We start from the raw sequence: 19,171 nt of genomic DNA, 5'->3' as shown, positions 1-19,171 counted from the left end.
AACGGCTGTTTGTGTTGCCATGTGTTGATCATGAGCAGACTGTTGCTGGTACGAGTTAAAGAATAGAAATATACCAAGCCCGATAAGCGAGAGCGCTATCGCTATCAATTTTTTGGACTTTAACATATCGATTTTTCATTCGTTATAAGGATGAGGTTTAAGGAAAACGTTGGAGGTTCTTTTTAAGATTACGTGAGTAAACACGACTGATTGTATACAGAAAATTGATGTGGAAACATCTGAATTTTTAATAAGGTTTAACTCTATAGAAAGCTATCAGCTTTTTTTATGGATAACCTCAATAATCACCTGATGTTGACTCAACTGATCAATCAAGCTGTCAATTTCTATTTTATTTTTATAATCTAAGTTAGCATCCCATTCATCTAGTAAAATAACTTTTGTACTCTCAGCGGTGATTTCAGTTGAAAGAATATTATATATTTGCTGTCCTGTAGATAGATTTTCTAATTTGGTGATCCAATCTAATTCTTTAGGTGATGTGGGGACAAATATAGCCTGCTCCTTAAGTTCTTCGAGTAAGTAGTATAATAAGGTGGTCTTTCCTGATCCATTTTGACCCGTTATGGTAAATCGACCTGTACTGTTTGTTGTGATTAAGTCTAGAACATCATGATATTTTTCAATGATCATGCCATTTGCATAAATTGGTTTCATACTTGAATTTCGTGCTGGCGAAATTATTTTTGTTATATCTAGGCTTTCAACCATATTTTGTATTCTTGATTTTATGTTGATAAAGTTGGTTATGTCATATATTAGAGTACCAAGAAAACTAAAAAGCCCGACCATTCGAGTTAAGTTGACCAGTATTGCTGATAATATAAAATGATTGTCGATATTTTTGTTGACAAGATATATTGAAACTATTGCTAAAGGTAATAGTGCAATGATTGCAGAGCTTAGGTTACTGACTTGCTGAAGAAATGCATTATTTAATTTTGATGTGTAATATTCATCTGAGTTGAGTTTTAAATGCTGTTTATATAATATTAAATTTGTTTTAGACCCTAATATAAAATTACTCCATGATCTTTCAATTGTTGAAGCATAAGAAGAAAGATTATTTTCAACCATGATGGATGATACTTCTATTTTATTCTTTATATAGTTGAAAAATAAAAAACTTAAGATGAGGCTGAAAATGAATGAATATAAGTATTCGATACTGATTAAAGTGGCCATAATGATGATTGTAAAAAATACATTTAATATGAGACTGAAAACTCTATAAATATATGTAAAATAATCATTGATTATCATAAAGGAATTTCTGGAAAGATTAGATATATATTTTTCTTTGATGTGATTGTTAAGTAAGTTGGTTTGAAATCGTAGAGGCTCTATATTTTTATTGATAATCATAGAGTGTGTACCATTAACGACTTTATACATAGTAACTTGGGCAATACACACTGGAATGTAGGGTAAAATTATTAATATAAAAAATATAATAATATTATTGATTACTTCTGATGGATTGCTTATTGAGTTTATTGCTTTTGTTAAGAAATAAACTGAACTCGCAGATAATAGTTGTTGTATAACAATAAGTAATGTGGTTAAAAAGCCATACTTGCTCAGTATAGCTTGTAATAAAATAAATTTTAAATTAGGCAATTTCTTTAGAATCCTGTAAATTCATTAACCATGTATCTTTTAATGACTTAATATTTTTTTTATATAAATCCAGTAAGTGATAACCTCTTTCTTTTAACATATGAGGTGTGCGGCTTAAGGCCTCATCTAAAGAAATTAAAGACTCTTCAACTTGTTTAAACAGGGTGGCTACGTCTTGGTGTGGCTTGGTTCTAAAGTTATTGTTTGTCTTGGTGATATGAAGTCGATAAGCAATGATCTCAATTGCAACAGCAATACTATGAAAGACCTTATCGAGTGGGCGTCTCATGTTTAATATCGCTGATTGAGACCAATTTTCTTTATTGGCGAAAGTCTCATAATCATAATGTTCATGTACAATTTCATCTAAAAATAAAAATTGATGCGTAGATTCATGAATCCAGAATTCTTCATAATCCTCAATGGTCCAGCCTTCATGTATTCCACACCAAATTATTCCCAACAAGCCTGAAAATGATCCACCACGTGCTCTAGTTGAACCTAGAAATACGACTGATGGGATGACTAAGTTGATTGAGTTATAAAATTCAGAGTACGATTTTTTTAATGATTCTAATGCATCCTTCATGAGTGATATCTGAGTTTCGTGTACTTCGGAAATACCAACATCTATGATATGACCCTGATTTAAATCGTCAATTAATGAATTATCATGTTTTGTCGCTTTATTTAAGAAAGGTTCTGCCAGTGTTCTATCGGTGATAAATTCAACATCATTTCCTGAAAATAAGTTAGAGATATCTGGGTGTCTTTTCTTTAAAAACTCAATATAAAAGTATTTCAATTCATCATAGCTTTCGGGGCTTTTTTTATGAAACTTTTGAACGAGTGCCATGGTGTTTTTAATTTGCTCATCTATAGATAATAAAAATATCATAATGATTCACCTATCTTGTTATATATTAATATATAAAGGACAGGATATAGAATTATCCTGTCCCTTATTTATATATTACATTGCAACCATTTGTTGGCCAAAGGATGCATAAACACCTCCGAGCTGCTCATCTTCTGTTTTAATTGCTACTTGTGTGAAATTAATACTTAATTTTTTAACTAGGTTATCTAAATTTTGCATATGTATTTCCTCGTATATTGAGTTTTTAGTGAAATTGATTTTCACTATAAATATAAAAGCAAACTTCATGCCATTTAAAGAACATTAAAATATATTTGAATATGATTATGCTTTGATTAATACTTATTTTAATCAATATTATTTTAATATATTAATTAAATTTAATATTTAAATTAAAAAATTATTTGTTAATTACAAAGTTATGGTTCTTTGTTTGATATTTGGTTGGTGAGTATTGTTATTAATAAGGTGGGAAACTTATTGGTTTGATTATTTGTTAATAATAACTTTATAGGTAATTGAGGATTGATTTTTTCGGGTGATGACTTGGAAGTGAATGATTAAATTTAAAGTTCAACAAGTATGTGTGCACTATTTTTTATCTTTTTGCCCTATCTTGGATCAAAATAAACTTATGCATATAAAATTAATCCCCTGATGTGAGTTTTCAGGGGATTAAGTAGTTTTATATTGGCTTTGTTTTATAAAAAATGATGATCACTTTATAAATATTAAGTTATCCATCTCATTGAGAAACTAGTACAGCTAATAGATCATACATCGTATATTGGGAAAACTGAATGTGCAGCAATAGATTACCCCAGATAGACCAAAGGCTCACCGCTATGCACAGTCTGACCAGCACGACAAGTTATTGCTTTAATGATGCCATCCTCAGAGGCTTGCACAGGAAGTTCCATTTTCATGGCTTCAATAATCGCGATAGTTTCTCCTTTTTTTACCACCTGATTTTGTTCAACCAATATTTTCCAGATATTGCCAGTCATTGAGGCATTTAATGCGACAAGATGACTCAAATCTTGTTGTTCAGTTTGATCCTTTTCTTTTTCTTCGCTATTGATAAAGTCTTCTTTGCAACGTTGCAGCTCGGTTTGAAAGGCCAGCTGTTGTTTCTCTTTAAAGGCTGAAATGCTCTGTGCTTCATCCTCTAAAAATTTACAATATTGCGCGTAATCAAATTCAGATTGTTCGATTTTAATCTGAGCCTGTCCATGAGCAAAGTCTAAACGCAATTGTTCTAGTTCACGCTCTGAGACTTCATAGAACTTGATCTGATCAAAGAAATTTAAAAACCATTCTTTATCGCCAAACTGTTTATTTTTTTTGAATTTATTCCATATTGGAAGCGTACGACCGATCAACTGATAGCCACCAGGTGAGTCCATACCATAAATACACATGTACATACCGCCAATACCTACAGTACCTTCTGCTGTAAATGTACGGGCAGGATTGTATTTGGAGCTTAATAGGCGGTGACGTGGATCAATAGGTACAGCACAAGGTGCAGTCAGATAAACATCCCCTAATCCAAGCACGAGATAGTGAGCATTAAATAAGATATCTTTAACTTGATCACGATGTTCTAAGCCATTAATTCTTTGGATAAAGTCAACATTATTGGGCAGCCAAGGCGCTTTAGCACAGACACTCTCTTGATAGCGTTCAACAGCAGCTAAGGTGGCGCTATCTTCAAAGGCCATAGGTAAATGAATAATACGAGATGGGATTTTGATTTGACTGAGATCCCCCATTTCTTGTTCAAGTGTTAGGAGTTGAGCGATTAAATTCTTTTGTGAAATACGTAAACCATCGTATTTGATTTGCAGGGATCGGACTCCAGGGGATAACTCTAAAACTCCAGAGATGTGCTGGGCATGAATCATTTCGATAAGTTTGTGGACACGTAAACGAAGAGAGAGGTCGAGGATGTTTTCGCCATATTCGAGTAATATGTAACTGTCACCTGCTTGACGATAAACTGTTTTGGGTGAAAGCGCAGTCGCTTCTCTTTGTGCAAGTATAGTTGTGCCTATATTTTCACTTGATATAGCAATAGGTGTTGCAGCTGCATTGTAAAAATTTTCAATCAAATTCAACTGTTCTTGTTCTAATTGATTGGCTTGCTCTACGCTCATCGGATAAAACGAAATTTTGTCATCGGCTTTGAGCTGTCCAATTTTCCATAACTCAGCTTTTGCAATAGTGACAGGGCAAACAAAACCGCCAAGACTTGGCCCATCTTTCGCTAAGATGACAGGAAAATCACCTGTAAAGTTAATTGCACCAATTGCATATTCACAGTCATGCACATTGGAGGGATGTAAGCCAGCTTCACCACCGTTTTCCCGTGCCCAACTTGGTGTCGGCCCAGATAAGCGTATACCTAAACGGTTTGAGTTAAAATGAACAGTCCATTGGGACGCAAAAAATTCTTCTATATATTCTTGTTTAAAAAAGTCGGGTGCGCCATGAGGACCATAAAGCACACCAATTTTCCATTCATTGCTGTAAGTTGGAATCAATTGGCTCGATACAGATTGTGGCTCACGAACTGCAACGGGTAGCTGATCGGTGGGTAAAGATGGGTTAACCATTTTAATGGTGTCGCCAGCCCGAAGCGTTCGGCCTGCATGTCCACCAAAATGACCAAGTGCAAATGTGGAGCGACTGCCTAGATATAACGGAACATTCAATCCATCTCGTACAGCCAAATAAGTACGACAACCTGATTCTACTTGGCCGAGCTCAAGGATCTGACCTGATTTGACATGAATAGGTTGCCAAAACTGAATCTCTTGTCCATCGAGTAATGCACGGCATGGTGCACCTGTTAAGGCAATTATCGTTTCGACATGGAATTTTAATGTTGGTCCGATGAGTGTAAATTCAAATCCTGCGGCTTTAGCATCGTTCCCCACGATTTTATTGGCCAATTGAAAAGAAAAATCATCCATGGGTCCAGAAGGTGGTACGCCAATATTCCAGTAGCCAACTCGACCAGGGTAATCTTGGATTGTACTCAATGTACCTGCTTGAATGACCTCAATAACTTTAGCTGTGTAGCTAAAATTATCGAGCATTCTTGTCCAAATTTGCATGCTTTCAAAACGTGGATCAGAGATAATTTCATGAGCATAATCAAGGTTCGTGCTGATACCATTGAGGCGAGATTCAGCTAAGGCACTTTTGAGCTTTTCGATGGCAGCTTCTCGATTTTCAGCATGCACAATGAGTTTGGCAATCATTGGATCAAAATACTGGGAAATCTCAGTGCCTGTAGCCACCCAAGTATCTACTCGGATATTTTCTGGAAAATAAACATCTGTTAAAACGCCAGGACTCGGCTGAAAATTCTTGACGGGGTCTTCTGCATAGATTCGAACTTCGATAGCAGCACCTTGTGGCTGAATACTGGCCAAATAATCCCAATCTAATGCATCATGTGCAGCGATTTTGAGCATGCACTCGATCAAATCTAATCCAGTAACCATCTCTGTCACTGGATGTTCCACCTGTAATCGAGTATTTACTTCTAAAAAATAGAACTCGTCCGTCGCAGCATCGTAGATGAACTCAACCGTTCCTGCACTGCGATAATGAACAGATTGTCCTAACTGTATAGCTGCTTGATGTAGTTTTTTTCGGGTTGCAGCAGGTAAGTTTGGCGCAGGTGTTTCTTCAACAACTTTTTGATTACGACGCTGCAGAGTACAATCGCGTTCCCCCAAAGCAATTACTCGGCCTTGATGATCTCCGAGTATTTGTACTTCAACATGACGTGCCTTATCGATAAATTTCTCAAGAAAAACACCAGCGTCTTTAAAGAATTGTTCTCCCAAACGCTTCACACTGCTATAGGCATCAGCTAATGCTGCTTTAGAGTCACATCGAGTTAAACCAATACCACCACCTCCAGCAGTACTTTTTAACATGACTGGATATCCAATGCTTTGAGCAGCGTCTAAAGCTTCCTCCAAACTATCGAGTAGGCCCGTTCCCGGTGTCATTGGCACATTGGCTAAAGCAGCAAGTTCCCTTGCGCGATGTTTAAGCCCAAACTCAGTCATCTGCTGTGCAGTTGGGCCTATAAATACAAGATTATTTTCTTCACATATACGTGAGAAATCCGCACTTTCTGAAAGAAAACCATAGCCTGGGAAAATGGCTTGTGCGCCTGTATCTTTTGCTGCCTGAATTAATTTCTCGATACTCAAATAGCTATCTATAGGTTTTATGCCTTTTAGTGAGACAGATACATCTGCATCAAGTACATGCTGTGCATAACGATCGGTATCAGAATAAACAGCAACACTTTTTATGCCTAATTTTTTTAGGGTTCGAATCGCTCGGACAGCAATTTCACCACGGTTGGCAATAAGTACAGTATGAAACATGATGATCACCCCTTTAATGAGTTGCTGATGCTAGATTGTTGCAATGTTGGATATATGCACGCCATCCATCAAAGTGGCTGATATTTTCGGCATCTTCTAAACCATAGGGTTCACAGATAAACCCTTTTACCCAGCGACCATCTTTAAGTTCTATATTGCCTATGCCAAGCGGTGGTGGTATTTCAGCTACAAACTCTCCAAATCGTGCAGTCGGAATATCCCAAAGTTCAACGATAATCGACCGACCTTCAGTTTCGTCTCGAGCCAGACCTGGTTTTGGTGGGCTAGTTCCATTTAATGCATAGAGTGAATATTTGCTTGCTGTTTTTGTTGTTTCGATATGCACGGCATTGCGCGTAATCAGTTGGAAATTAAGTGGCATACCTGTCAAATGCGCACCTACAACTGCAACTCGAATATGGTGATTTGAAGAGGTTGGTTTCAAGCAAGCTGAAGAATTTTTCTTATCTGTAGCACCCAATCGTATATCAATAAAATTCTGCCAAAGTTTACCAAAGTGGGCCAATGCGGCGTCATGCCATGCGGGTGCAATTATGGTAATACCAAATGGTAATCCATCGGCTCTAAATCCTGCGGGTAAGGCCAGTGCGCTTAGATCGGCTAAATTGGTGAAATTGGTATAAGTGCCGAATTGAGAATTAAACTTTATCGGCTCAAGTTTCATCTCTTCGATGCTGTGTATGGTTGGCGATGTTGGTACAATTAATGCGTCAAACTTTAGCAGTGCTTGCTGAATCTCACGTGCTAAATCCTGTTTTAAATATTCAGCGTTATAAGCATCAACAGCACTATATTGATGACCTTGTTTAATAATCTCTAAAACAGTTGGGTCAAATTGGTGCTCATCTTGGTTTAAAAAATCTTCTACAGCAGCTGTTCTTTCTGCAACCCAAGCACCTTGATACAGTTGATTCGCAAGTTTCTCAAAGGCACTAAAATCTATCTGTGTGATCGTGACTTGGAAATCTTCTAATAATTTGATTGCTTGCTCAAATGCCTGTTCGGAGTATTGGTCATTAAAGAACTGTAGCTTTGAGGGAAGTGCAAAATGAACTTTAGATGAAAAGCGGGCAGGAGCAGTATTTGGATTTACTCTCGAATAGCTGTCTTTTTCATCATACTTTTCAACAAGGTTAGCAATAAATTCGGCATCGATAACAGTTAAAGCAAAAATGGAAATGCAGTCGATACTTTTACATGCTGGCAGTAAACCGTAATTAGAAAAGCGACCTTTAGTTGGCTTGAGCCCAACAATATTATTAAATCCAGCTGGAACACGGCCTGATCCAGCAGTGTCTGTCCCTAAAGAAAATGGGACAATACCACGAGCAACTACGCTTGCTGAACCAGAGCTCGACCCCCCACTAATAAACTTAGGATTAAAGCTATTTTTCACAGCACCATAAGGGGATCGGGTGCCAACCAACCCAGTCGCGAACTGATCCAGATTCGTTTTGCCAATAACAATTGCTCCGGCCTGTTTAAGTAACTGAATCAGCGTAGCATCCTGTTTTGCAGGTTGAGTGAAAAGTGGACATGCTGCTGTAGTTACAAAACCTTTAACATCAATATTGTCCTTCACTGCAAAAGGAATTCCATAGAGTGGATACTGTTGGTAAATACTCTGAGCGTGGTTTGTATTTAAATGAATTTGATCAATTTGTTGTTGAATTTGTGAAATATTTGCAATTGAAATCCATGCGTTATCTTCTTGATCCAACTCACTGACCAGATCAATGAGCTGCTCAATAACTATTTCATTATTTTGATAAGCTTGTTGCCAATGGTGAATCGTCCAACCATAAGTTTTTTCTAGAAACATTGTTTGAATCCAATATTGTATGCAGGTCAGAATTGATAAATGCACAATTCGTACCAATTCAAAATTTTATAAAAATATAAAAAGCTGCGTAATATTGATTAGCGTGGTGTAAAAAAACTTAATAAGTGACTCAATGTTGTTCAGTTCAAAATAAAAAATATCACGCTAAGTGATATTTTTAATCAATCTTTTTATGATGTTTTTTTTTGTTTTATGATGTTGTTTTATTTGATTATTTCTCTAAAGTTTTGCATAAAGAGCAAATAATATTATTATGCTGGCTCGAAAACATCACATCAGGGCGTTCATAATCTTGATGACAGGATACGCAGGCATAAACCGTGGCAACAGGTGTGCCTTCATCATGAAAACGTGGTTCTGCAATACCATCATCAGATTTCTTAATGTAATACTTGCCTTTGGTGAGGATTCCCATAATAGGCGTTAAAATGAATCCAACAATTAAAGCAATTAAAGGCGAATAGGAAGAGAGAAAATCACCAAGAAAACCAAAGAATGCAGCAATAGATAAGCCCGCAGCAGCACCAAATGCAACTAAACCTACTGGATTAAAGTCATATAACATATCACGTCGGTATTCAGGGTGTTTAGGAGAAAGTTTTAATAGGTATTTATTCACAGTGATATCAGTAGCAACGACAACAACCCAAGCGATTGCAAAGTTTGAATAAAATCCTAATATTTTACCCAACATTGCGAACATATTTCCTTCCATTAGAACCAATGCAACAACCAAGTTCAGTATGACAAAGACAATTCGACCAGGATATTTTTTCGTGACTCGTGTATATGCACTTGTCCAAGCCAAAGACCCAGAATAAGCATTGGTGACATTGATTTTAATTTGGGAAATGACCACAAGGATGACTGCTAAACTCAATGCTAACCAACCAGGTAGCATCTCATGAAATGCAGTATTGAATTGTTGGACAGGCTCGGTCGAATTGATACCGGGTATTTTTGTAATAAGATAAAAGCCTAAAAATGCACCAATAACTTGCTTAATAGCACCAAGAACAACCCAACCTGGGCCAGCTGAAATAACAGCTATCCACCATGAACGATTATTTTCTTTTGTTTTAGCTGGCATAAACCGCAAGTAATCAATTTGTTCACCAATTTGCATAATTAAGGATAAACAAACTCCAGCACCAAGCATGATCGCTGCCATATCTAAAGTCGCATAGCCATTTTCACCCGAATAGTGTGTAAACGAACTGATAAGATTTGGCTCTTTGAAAATGAGATAAGCGACAGGGCTAATCATTAAAATCAACCAAATTGGGGTTGTCCAAACCTGTAGTGTACTCAGTGCTTTCATACCGTAAACAACTAACGGAATGACAATAATGGTAGAAATCAGATAGCCTGCCCACAAAGGTATCCCTAATCCGAGTAGCAAGCCTTGCGCCATAATTGAACCTTCAAGCGCAAAAAAGATAAATGTGAAGCTTGCAAAAATAATACTTGTAATCACTGATCCAAAATAGCCGAAACCCGCTCCACGTGTGATGAGGTCAAGGTCGATGTTGTAACGAGCAGCATAGTAGGCGAGTGGAATACCGGTAATAAAGATGATGATTGCTGCAAATAAAATAGCGTAAATTGCATTGCTTGTACCATAAGCCATTCCAATTGTTGCACCAATTGAGAAGTCAGCGAGATAGGCAATTCCTCCTAGCGCAGTAATTGCAACAACTCGAGGACTCCAACGCCGAAAGCTATGTGGGGTATATCTGAGCGTATAATCTTCAAGTGTTTCATTGGTGGCTTTATCTGGGTGTTTTTCTTTGGGTGGATTTAAAGTCACATCTTGCATACGGATACCTCAAGGTTGGTCTTGTATACAAGGGAGCAAATTATATGCCAAGCAATTTGAGCTAATCAGTGGGTGAGTGGCTCTGGGTAACATAGTCAGCATATAAAAAATTAATGGGTTTAGATGCTGGGTCAGAGCATGCACCGCGCTGAATATTTATGGTCATATAGCTATCAGATTTTATGCTTTTGTTTTATAAAATTATTTTTGCATTTATTTAGATTAAAAAATTTTAGGATCTAAATGCAAATTACCTTCTCAAAAAATCTGTAACTGAAGATTTGAGCCTACTTGCTCACTGTCATCAAATAGAAAACTGAATATTTCTAACATAGCAAAAAGCTCATCATGAATTTAGCTCACTTTTTTGTGAAATTAACTCGTTTTTATTCATGTAGTGATTCGGGTATAAATCTCAGCATAGCTCTTAGACATAGACAATATGATCGTTGATTTTGAGTTGGCCCGCTGGCCCAACAATCAAACAGCTGAGAATATTATTGACTGGGAGGACCACAAAGAAATTGGAAAGTCCAGAAAGAGCGCGAAATAAATTTAGAGTTTTTCTCAGAAATTAGGGTATTAGATCACCATGAGTACAGAGTTTACATGTTCAGTTAAGAGCATTTGTTTCGATGAAAATTATCATCCTGCAGACAGCACACGTCTTACGACTAACTTTGCTAACTTGGCACGAGGAGAAAGTCGCCAAGAAAACTTGCGTAATACTCTAAAAATGATGAACAACCGTTTCAATGATTTGGCTGATTGGGACAACCCGAATGGTGATCGTTATGCGATTGAGCTTGAGATCGTTTCTGTAGACATGGATATTGAGGGTAAAGGTGAAAGCTTCCCAATTATCGAAATTTTAAAGACCAATATTATTGATCATAAAAATAATCAGCGCATTGACGGTATTGTAGGAAATAGCTTTTCTTCTTATGTTCGCGATTATGATTTTAGTGTATTGCTTTCAGAACATAATAAAGATCAAGCGAAATTTAGCCTTCCTGAGAACTTTGGTGACTTGCATGGCAAGTTGTTTAAGTACTTCGTGAACTCTGATGCCTATAAAGCAAACTTTAGTAAAGCACCTGTAATCTGCCTCAGTGTTTCTAGTAGCAAAACTTATTACCGTACTGAAAACGTACATCCTATCTTAGGTGTTGAGTATCAGCAAAATGAATTTTCTTCGACTGATCAATACTTTGGGAAAATGGGTTTAGAGGTTCGTTACTTCATGCCTGCGAACAGTGTTGCACCTTTGGCATTTTATTTCCGTGGTGATTTGCTTGCTGATTACACTAATTTAGAACTGATTGGTGCGATCAGTACCATGGAAACATTCCAAAAAATTTATCGCCCAGAGATTTACAATGCCAATGCAGCGGCAGGTAAGTGCTATCAACCAAGTTTGAAAAACTCAGATTTTTCTCTGACTCAAATTGTTTATGATCGAGAAGAACGTAGTCAGTTGGCGGTTAAGCAAGGTAAGTTCACTGAAGAGTGCTTTATCAAGCCATACCAAAACATTCTTGAACAGTGGGCTGCAAATTACGCGCTTTAATTCATCCAAATAGATAAGATTATTGAACATGAAAATATTATTACCGACTTCAACTGCTGGCAGCCTACCAAAACCATCTTGGCTTGCAGAACCTGAAAAACTTTGGTCACCTTGGAAATTACAAGATGAACAATTGCTTGAAGGTAAACAAGATGCTTTGCGTTTAGCTTTACATGAACAACAGCAAGCAGGCATTGATATCGTGAGTGATGGCGAACAGACACGTCAACATTTTGTCACCACGTTTATCGAACACCTCAGTGGTGTTGATTTTGAGAAACGTGAGACTGTACGTATTCGCGATCGTTATGATGCGAGCGTTCCAACAGTTGTTGGTGCTGTTGCACGTCAAAAGCCTGTTTTTGTCGAAGATGCAAAGTTTTTACGTCAACTCACTGATCAACCGATCAAATGGGCTTTACCTGGTCCAATGACCATGATTGATACGCTGTATGATAATCATTATAAAAGCCGTGAAAAATTGGCTTGGGAATTTGCCAAGATTCTCAATCAAGAAGCTAGAGAGTTAGAGGCTGCTGGTGTTGACATTATTCAATTCGACGAACCTGCATTTAACGTATTCTTTGACGAAGTTAACGACTGGGGTGTTGCGACTTTAGAGCGAGCAATCGAAGGTCTTAAATGTGAAACTGCCGTACATATTTGCTACGGTTATGGTATCAAAGCTAATACTGATTGGAAAAAAACACTGGGTTCAGAGTGGCGCCAATACGAAGAAGCTTTTCCAAAATTGCAAAAGTCTAATCTCGATATTATTTCGCTAGAATGTCAAAACTCTCGCGTTCCAATGGATTTAATTGAATTAATTCGTGGTAAAAAAGTGATGGTTGGTGCGATTGATGTGGCAACCAACGATATTGAAACACCAGAAGAAGTTGCGAATACATTACGTAAAGCACTTCAATTTGTAGATGCTGATAAGCTTTATCCTTCAACGAACTGTGGTATGGCACCTTTGGCTCGCCAAGTGGCGAGAGGCAAACTCAATGCCCTGAGTGCAGGTGCGGAAATCATTCGTAAAGAACTCGCAGGTTAATCAATAGCCGTGTGATGTATAAAGGGTTATCTGTTTGCTCCAATCGGGTATTTGCGATCAGACAGATAACTTTTAAGTTCAAAGAAGAGAAAAGGTCAGTTGGTTTTAGGAATAAAGTGATGATTGAAGTAACAGACTTTAGAAATGGGATGTCTTTGTTAACGGGTGCAGTAAATGTGATCACCACGGCAGGCATGTCTGGTCGTTATGGATTCACTGCATCTTCTGTATGCAGTGTCACTGATACGCCTCCAACATTATTGGTTTGTATGAATAGAGCTTCTAGCTCACATGCACATTTTATTGAAAATAAAGTTTTGACAGTAAATGTCTTAGGTGCTCAGCATCAACATATTTCCCAAGCATTTTCATCAAAAATGACTGCCGAAGAACGGTTTGAAAATGGTACTTGGACTGAGCTAGCCACTGGCGCCCCAGTCTTAGAAGACTCCTTGGTCAGCTTTGATTGCCAGATTGAGCAAATTCAAGAAGTGGGTACGCATGCTATTTTTATTTGTCGTATTGTCGATATACAACAAAACCAGCATGAGCAAGGTTTAGTTTATTTTAATCGTGCTTATCATCCTGTAGGGCAAGTCAAAATCGCTTAAAGTCACTTTATTTTCTCATTCCTTTAAAAGGAGTGAGAAAAGATCCTGATTGAATATATTTATAAAAAATAATCTCAGCGAAAATTGAATCGTGATATTGCTTTGAGTAGACTCAGTCTATTCAATGAATAGCATGAGTTCAGGTTATCCCCAATATGAGAAAAGAGTTACAAGAAGTTTTTATTCGTGGCTGTGACGCCAAAATTGAGAAGAAAGGCGATAACGTTGGCCTTTCTTTTTATGCTTTTTTTAAAAATAAAAATGATGATCCTGAATTATTAATGGAAGCCGCGCATTGGTGGATTATGCAACATAAACTAGATCATTTTGAAAAAGCTACTCGGATCAAACAACTTGTTCTCAATGAGATTTGAGGTTGTATATTGATATCTATTTCCAGTTCAATTCTAGCCATTTCTGAATTTTTTGATAATGTATGCCGAGTAATAGAAATATTAGAAATACACAGAGGCTTTTTAACCGCTTAAACATTTCTTCAAAGTTAAATTCAATAAGTTGCTGGGCAATTAATCCAGCACTGAAGATCGCCAGTGCTGAAAAAAATACTATGTAAGATTTTAAAAAATATCTAAAGTTTAAATATTTCATCGTTATGAATTGGTTTAAGGTACTCAATATTTTAATAGAATTAACATGAATGAGATTAAAAAACCATAGAAAAGTCTGTGCATTGGGCTTCGCTGTGGAAAGGGCTCAAATGATCTAGAACTATAACATGTGTTAAAAATGAGCATCTAATGAGCTTTAAGACCTTGACCTAATCGATCTACACTAATACTAAAAAAGCCAGCGTCAGCTGGCTTTTTTAGTGTTTAACGGACTCATCAGCCCGCTTTATTGAATTTCATTAATCAAGTTTTCCAGTGAGTCCGGAGCAGCTGCAGGTTTACGCGCTGAACCACTGTTATTACCACTGTTTGCAGGACGAGTGGTGATACTTGTCGTGGTGTTGTTGGTGGTTGTTGTCGTGGTGTTATTACGTACAACAGGTTTAGGTGCAGGTAAGTCGGCAAAGTCATTTGACGGATTACGTGGCGGTGTGACTGGTGCAGGTCGATACAATGGACGAGCTAAAGGAGGTGAGGTGCGATATTCGTCCTTCTGGCCTTCTGTCACTTGTTGTGGAGCATTCCCACGTTCTTCACGTGATAGTGGGGCTTTTGCATTGATATCTAAACTGACCCAAGCTGGTGGTGTACCTTTCAATGCTTGGTCCATATAGTTAATCCAAATTGGAAGGGCAGCGATACCACCATACTCGCGACGACCTAATGTGGTCGGACGGTCAAAACCGACCCAAGTAACGGTCACTAGTTTACCATTGAAGCCTGCAAACCAAGCATCTTTGGCATCGTTGGTGGTTCCTGTTTTACCTGCAAGATCATTTCGTCCAATTCTTAGTGCAGCACGGCCTGTACCATGCACAATTACATCACGTAAGATATTGGCCATATCAAATGCCGAACTGGATTTAATAATGCGTTGTGCCTGACGATATTGGCTCTTCTCTTCTTTGGTTAACTCACGGGTCGTTGCTACAGCTGCAGATGCTGGTGCAGAAGAAGGTTTATTTTCTTGGAACACTTCATCATCTGGAGTTGCACTACTTGCACTCACTTGTTCTTTTTTCTCAGCTGCATCTTGGGCGATACATTGAATACATGCATATTCTGGTTTAGCCTGATAAATGACTTTCCCATAAGCATCTTCAATCTTGTTGATGAAATAAGGCTGAACTCGATAACCACCATTTGCAATAGATGCATAACCCGTTGCCATTTGAATAGGTAATACCTGAGGTGTACCTAATGCAATTGTATAGTTACGTGGAATACGATCTTCTTGTAAGCCAAAGTCCATGAATAACTGGCGTGTACGTTCAATACCGACATCTTGAAGTAGACGTACCGATACTGTGTTACGCGATAAGTATAATGCACGGCGTAATGGAATCATCCCTAGATAACGGCCATCAGCGTTTTTAGGTGACCAACCACCAATGGTAATTGGACTATCATTAAGCATGGTATAAGGTGTCATACCGCGTTCAAGAGCGAGGGTATAAACGAAAGGCTTAATGATCGAACCAGGCTGACGCCAGCCTTGGATTGCACGGTTAAACTTAGATTGGTGGAAGTTATATCCCCCAACAATCGCAACAATTGAACCGTCATTTGGGTTGATGGAAATCAATTGACCTTGAACGTTTGGTACTTGCACTAGCGCCCAAGAGCTTTGATCAGCATTTGGACGAAGACGAATTATATCTTTTACTTTCACAATTTGTGATGCATTACTTGGCGCACCACCTACACTGTTGGCATTAATATAGCGACGTGCCCAAGACATCCCTGACCAGCCCACAGTCACAGTTTTGCCATTTTGCATGAGTGCTTCAAAACTGCTGCTGTTGACCTTTACGACTTTGGCAGGGAAAGTGTTTGCATAAGGAATAAATTCTTCTAGTGGTTTGTCATGCGCTTCTGCTCCACGCCAACCATGACGTTGATCGTAAGCTTCTAAACCTTTACGTACCGCTTCTTCAGCATATTCCTGACGTTTAGAGTCGATGGTTGTATAAACTTTATAGCCTGAATCAATAGCTTGTTCACCAAACTTATCGACCATTTCAGCACGAACCATTTCGCCTACATAGAGAAATCGATTGTTAATACCACGGTCTGGCATATCAAGGTTAATCGGTTCTGCAACAGCTTTTTGATATTCGGTTTGATTGATATAACCCAATTGCAACATACGACCTAAGATCCAGTTACGACGCTCAAGCGCACGTTCAGGATTTACCACAGGGTTATATTTTGATGGTGCTTTGGGTAGGCCTGCAATCATGGCCATTTGAGCAATGCTGAGTTCATCTAGGTTTTTGTTATAGTAAATTTTGGCTGCCGCAGCGATACCATAGGCATTTTTACCTAAGAAAATTTTATTGACATATAAAGATAAAATTTCTGGTTTTGTTAGGCTTTGTTCGATTTTACGTGCCAAAAATACTTCTGTTAATTTACGTTTTAATGTTCTTTCAGGGCTCAGATAATAGTTTTTTGCCACCTGCATGGTAATGGTCGAACCACCTGTCTGTACATCAGAACCAGACAAACTTTCACTCAGTGCACGCCCTAGGCTTTTAAAGCTAATACCGCTGTGCTCAAAAAATGATGAGTCCTCAGCAGCTAGAAATGCATGAATAAAATGTGGGGGGATCTGCTCATACTCCACAGGCACTGACAATTTACCGCCAAACTCGGAAATCAATTGATTATCAGCACTGTAAACTTGCAGTGGTTTAATCAACGGCGCTTTTTTGAGTGATTTCATATCTGGGAGCGATGGGGCGATGTATAAATACATCCCATAAAAGCCCATAGGAATCGCAATCAACAAGATGATGATCAGCAAAAAAAACGGATGGACTGAACCTGAACTGGATAGCTTTTTCATAACAAGTAAGTTTTAATATGAGCTCTTGGCAAGCATAATTGCTGGTCAGTATAACTTCTCATCTAATTGATTGTTAGATGAAGGTGCCAGTCTAAGACAAAAATAAGACCAACAGCTTTGCGTTTAGGTTACTGGGCAAAAAAAATAGGAAAAAACCGTGCTTGGACTATTCTATAGGCGAAACAAGCGGCTACTAATAGGTGTAGATATTAGTTCTACAGCTGTCAAAATACTAGAACTTTCTAAAAAAAATGGACGGTATCAAGTTGAAAGCTATGGTGTAAGCCTTTTAGATGAAGGCTGTGTGCTTGAAAAAAATATTCTCAACAAGGACGCCGTCATTGATGCACTGATGCGCGCATTACACATGGCTAACCCGCGATGTTTGCGCGCTGCATTAGCGATACCAACAGCCTTAGTTATTGATAAATTGATAGAAATAGATAAAAACCTGTCAGAAGAACAACAAGAATTAGAGATCCGTATTCAGGCAGAACAATATATCCCTTTTCCATTAGATCAAGTGAGTTTGGATTTTACTTATATTGCAAATGATGCAACATCATCCGCTTTATGTCAGTTTTTATTGGTCGCTACACCAACAGAACATCTTGATGCTCGGGTGGAGTTATTGGAGTTGGCTGGTTTAAATACGCAAATTGTTGATGTCGAACGTTATGCCCTAGAGCGTGTCTATGGGTATATGGCAGATCAGATGATGAAGCAAGGCGACACTGTAGCACTACTCGATATTGGACATTACACCTCAACATTAACCGTATTTGTTCAAGGCAGCACGATTTATAGTCGAGAACATTTATTTGGTGGTCAACAACTCACCCAGCATATACAGACGCATTATGGACTATCGTGGGTTGAGGCAGGGCATGCAAAACATCGAGGGAATCTACCAGATGATTATTTTGTAGAAGTGTTAAGCCCTTTTCTTGATGCCGTGACACAGCAAGCCGCAAACTCATTACAGCTTTTTCAAAGATCCCATGTTGCATGTCCTATTGAACATTTATGGCTTGCTGGTGGATGTGCCAAAATCACAGGTCTCGCTGCATTATTACAACAAAAACTCGCTTATTCGGTTTCAGTTGTGGATCCTTTTATTCAAATGAATATGTCTGCACAAGTAAATCTTCAGCAGTTACAGCGTGATGCACCTACATTATTGTTGGCATGTGGTTTAGCTTTAAGGTGTGCAATATGAAAGCTGAGATTAATTTACTGCCTTGGCGTGAACAATATCATCAGCAACTAAAAAAACAGTTCATCGTGATTTCTAGTACAGTCACCTTATTTGCATTGTTTTTACTACTGCTCATCTGGTCATATCAGACTTATAAGTTAGAGGATTTGGTAGAGTCCAATCAATTGATTTCGAGCACTCAACAGGAGCTTGAGTTACAGCTTAAACATGCAGAGCGTTTAAATACGCAACACCAAGTGCAGCTCCAACAGATGCAATTGCTTCATACCTTGCAGGGGCAAAGACCCGTGACGGCACGATTAATGGATGAATTGGTGCGCTTACTGCCTACTGACATCTATATAAATAAACTACATCGTAGCGCCAATACACTCACTCTTGAAGGGCGTGCTGCTCATCCGCACGCTGTTGCTACGTTGTTGCATCGACTTGAAAGCTCAATTTGGTTTCAACATGCATTGATGCGCTCATTTGATTTACATGCTCCAGCAACATTGCCACAGCCTGTATCTGAGCGACATGAGGAACGTTATGGTCATTTTGTGGTTACTGTAGATTTGGGCAATATCGCGCTTGATCAACCTAAAGCGCAATCTCCATAGGGAGAACACG

13 protein-coding genes are annotated in these 19,171 nt (G+C 38.2%); 6 read left to right on the top strand and 7 right to left on the bottom strand.

What is annotated here, in order from left to right; genetic code table 11:
• Nucleotides 1–276: 276 nt before the first annotated feature.
• The 6 genes from Aru01_RS06635 to Aru01_RS06615 all read right to left on the bottom strand — a co-directional run bounded on the left by Aru01_RS06635 (nucleotide 277) and on the right by Aru01_RS06615 (nucleotide 10,622).
• Nucleotides 277–1,641, bottom strand: a complete 1,365-nt coding sequence (locus Aru01_RS06635; protein WP_016654812.1) for an ATP-binding cassette domain-containing protein — start codon at nucleotides 1,639–1,641, stop codon at nucleotides 277–279.
• Nucleotides 1,634–2,539, bottom strand: coding sequence for an aKG-HExxH-type peptide beta-hydroxylase (locus Aru01_RS06630; protein WP_016654813.1), 906 nt, complete (start codon nucleotides 2,537–2,539; stop codon nucleotides 1,634–1,636). The genes Aru01_RS06635 and Aru01_RS06630 overlap by 8 nt, the downstream gene beginning before the upstream one ends.
• Nucleotides 2,540–2,614: 75 nt before the next feature.
• Nucleotides 2,615–2,740 (bottom strand): hypothetical protein, encoded by a 126-nt coding sequence (locus Aru01_RS18625; protein WP_016654814.1) that lies wholly within the window; start codon nucleotides 2,738–2,740, stop codon nucleotides 2,615–2,617.
• Nucleotides 2,741–3,336: 596 nt separating this feature from the next.
• A complete protein-coding gene (gene uca, locus Aru01_RS06625; protein WP_016654815.1) occupies nucleotides 3,337–6,939 on the bottom strand; it encodes an urea carboxylase in 3,603 nt (1,200 codons plus the stop codon).
• A 13-nt stretch (nucleotides 6,940–6,952) separates the two neighbouring features.
• On the bottom strand, nucleotides 6,953–8,782 hold the full coding sequence (atzF, locus tag Aru01_RS06620; protein WP_016654816.1) for an allophanate hydrolase: 1,830 nt from the start codon (nucleotides 8,780–8,782) through the stop codon (nucleotides 6,953–6,955).
• Between the two features lie 232 nt (nucleotides 8,783–9,014).
• Nucleotides 9,015–10,622, bottom strand: coding sequence for a purine-cytosine permease family protein (locus Aru01_RS06615; RefSeq protein WP_016654817.1), 1,608 nt, complete (start codon nucleotides 10,620–10,622; stop codon nucleotides 9,015–9,017).
• Nucleotides 10,623–11,214: 592 nt separating this feature from the next.
• Between Aru01_RS06615 and Aru01_RS06610 the strand changes: the two genes are divergently transcribed.
• The 4 genes from Aru01_RS06610 (at nucleotide 11,215) to Aru01_RS06595 (ending at nucleotide 14,234) form a co-directional block, all read left to right on the top strand.
• Nucleotides 11,215–12,192, top strand: coding sequence for a DUF1852 domain-containing protein (locus Aru01_RS06610; protein ID WP_016654818.1), 978 nt, complete (start codon nucleotides 11,215–11,217; stop codon nucleotides 12,190–12,192).
• Nucleotides 12,193–12,220: 28 nt separating this feature from the next.
• A complete protein-coding gene (locus Aru01_RS06605) occupies nucleotides 12,221–13,249 on the top strand; it encodes a methionine synthase (protein WP_016654819.1) in 1,029 nt (342 codons plus the stop codon).
• A 119-nt stretch (nucleotides 13,250–13,368) separates the two neighbouring features.
• Nucleotides 13,369–13,860: a flavin reductase gene (locus Aru01_RS06600; protein ID WP_016654820.1), complete on the top strand. Its 492-nt coding sequence runs from the start codon at nucleotides 13,369–13,371 to the stop codon at nucleotides 13,858–13,860.
• Nucleotides 13,861–14,015: 155 nt separating this feature from the next.
• Nucleotides 14,016–14,234: a DUF6500 family protein gene (locus Aru01_RS06595; RefSeq protein ID WP_016654821.1), complete on the top strand. Its 219-nt coding sequence runs from the start codon at nucleotides 14,016–14,018 to the stop codon at nucleotides 14,232–14,234.
• Nucleotides 14,235–14,715: 481 nt separating this feature from the next.
• Here the strand turns inward: Aru01_RS06595 and ponA are convergent, their stop codons facing one another.
• Entirely contained in the window at nucleotides 14,716–17,340 is a 2,625-nt protein-coding gene (gene ponA / locus Aru01_RS06590) for a penicillin-binding protein PBP1a (RefSeq protein ID WP_016654822.1), read from the bottom strand.
• Nucleotides 17,341–17,497: 157 nt separating this feature from the next.
• On the opposite strand from ponA, the gene pilM reads away from it, so the two are divergent.
• Together pilM and Aru01_RS06580 are read left to right on the top strand one after the other, a co-directional pair.
• The gene (pilM, locus tag Aru01_RS06585; protein WP_016654823.1) at nucleotides 17,498–18,559 is read left to right on the top strand and encodes a type IV pilus assembly protein PilM; all 1,062 of its coding nucleotides are present in this window, start codon (nucleotides 17,498–17,500) and stop codon (nucleotides 18,557–18,559) included.
• Complete coding sequence (locus tag Aru01_RS06580; protein WP_016654824.1) at nucleotides 18,556–19,161, top strand: PilN domain-containing protein; 606 nt, start codon at nucleotides 18,556–18,558, stop codon at nucleotides 19,159–19,161. Before pilM ends, Aru01_RS06580 begins: the two co-directional genes overlap by 4 nt.
• Nucleotides 19,162–19,171 lie beyond the last annotated feature (10 nt).

Source organism: Acinetobacter rudis (assembly GCF_000829675.1).
Classification (GTDB): Bacteria; Pseudomonadota; Gammaproteobacteria; order Pseudomonadales; family Moraxellaceae; genus Acinetobacter; species Acinetobacter rudis.
The sequence above is the reverse complement of the archived record's forward strand: the minus strand, read 5'-3'. Positions and strand labels throughout refer to the sequence as shown.

Bases quoted from the DNA above. Each gene is read 5' to 3' on its own strand.
- Aru01_RS06605 (WP_016654819.1), top strand. From the start codon at position 12,221: ATGAAAATATTATTACCGACTTCAACTGCTGGCAGCCTACCAAAACCA.
- uca (WP_016654815.1), bottom strand. From the start codon at position 6,939: ATGTTTCATACTGTACTTATTGCCAACCGTGGTGAAATTGCTGTCCGA.
- Aru01_RS06600 (WP_016654820.1), top strand. From the start codon at position 13,369: ATGATTGAAGTAACAGACTTTAGAAATGGGATGTCTTTGTTAACGGGT.
- Aru01_RS18625 (WP_016654814.1), bottom strand. From the start codon at position 2,740: ATGCAAAATTTAGATAACCTAGTTAAAAAATTAAGTATTAATTTCACA.
- Aru01_RS06595 (WP_016654821.1), top strand. From the start codon at position 14,016: ATGAGAAAAGAGTTACAAGAAGTTTTTATTCGTGGCTGTGACGCCAAA.
- ponA (WP_016654822.1), bottom strand. From the start codon at position 17,340: ATGAAAAAGCTATCCAGTTCAGGTTCAGTCCATCCGTTTTTTTTGCTG.
- Aru01_RS06630 (WP_016654813.1), bottom strand. From the start codon at position 2,539: ATGATATTTTTATTATCTATAGATGAGCAAATTAAAAACACCATGGCA.
- Aru01_RS06615 (WP_016654817.1), bottom strand. From the start codon at position 10,622: ATGCAAGATGTGACTTTAAATCCACCCAAAGAAAAACACCCAGATAAA.
- Aru01_RS06580 (WP_016654824.1), top strand. From the start codon at position 18,556: ATGAAAGCTGAGATTAATTTACTGCCTTGGCGTGAACAATATCATCAG.
- Aru01_RS06610 (WP_016654818.1), top strand. From the start codon at position 11,215: ATGAGTACAGAGTTTACATGTTCAGTTAAGAGCATTTGTTTCGATGAA.
- atzF (WP_016654816.1), bottom strand. From the start codon at position 8,782: ATGTTTCTAGAAAAAACTTATGGTTGGACGATTCACCATTGGCAACAA.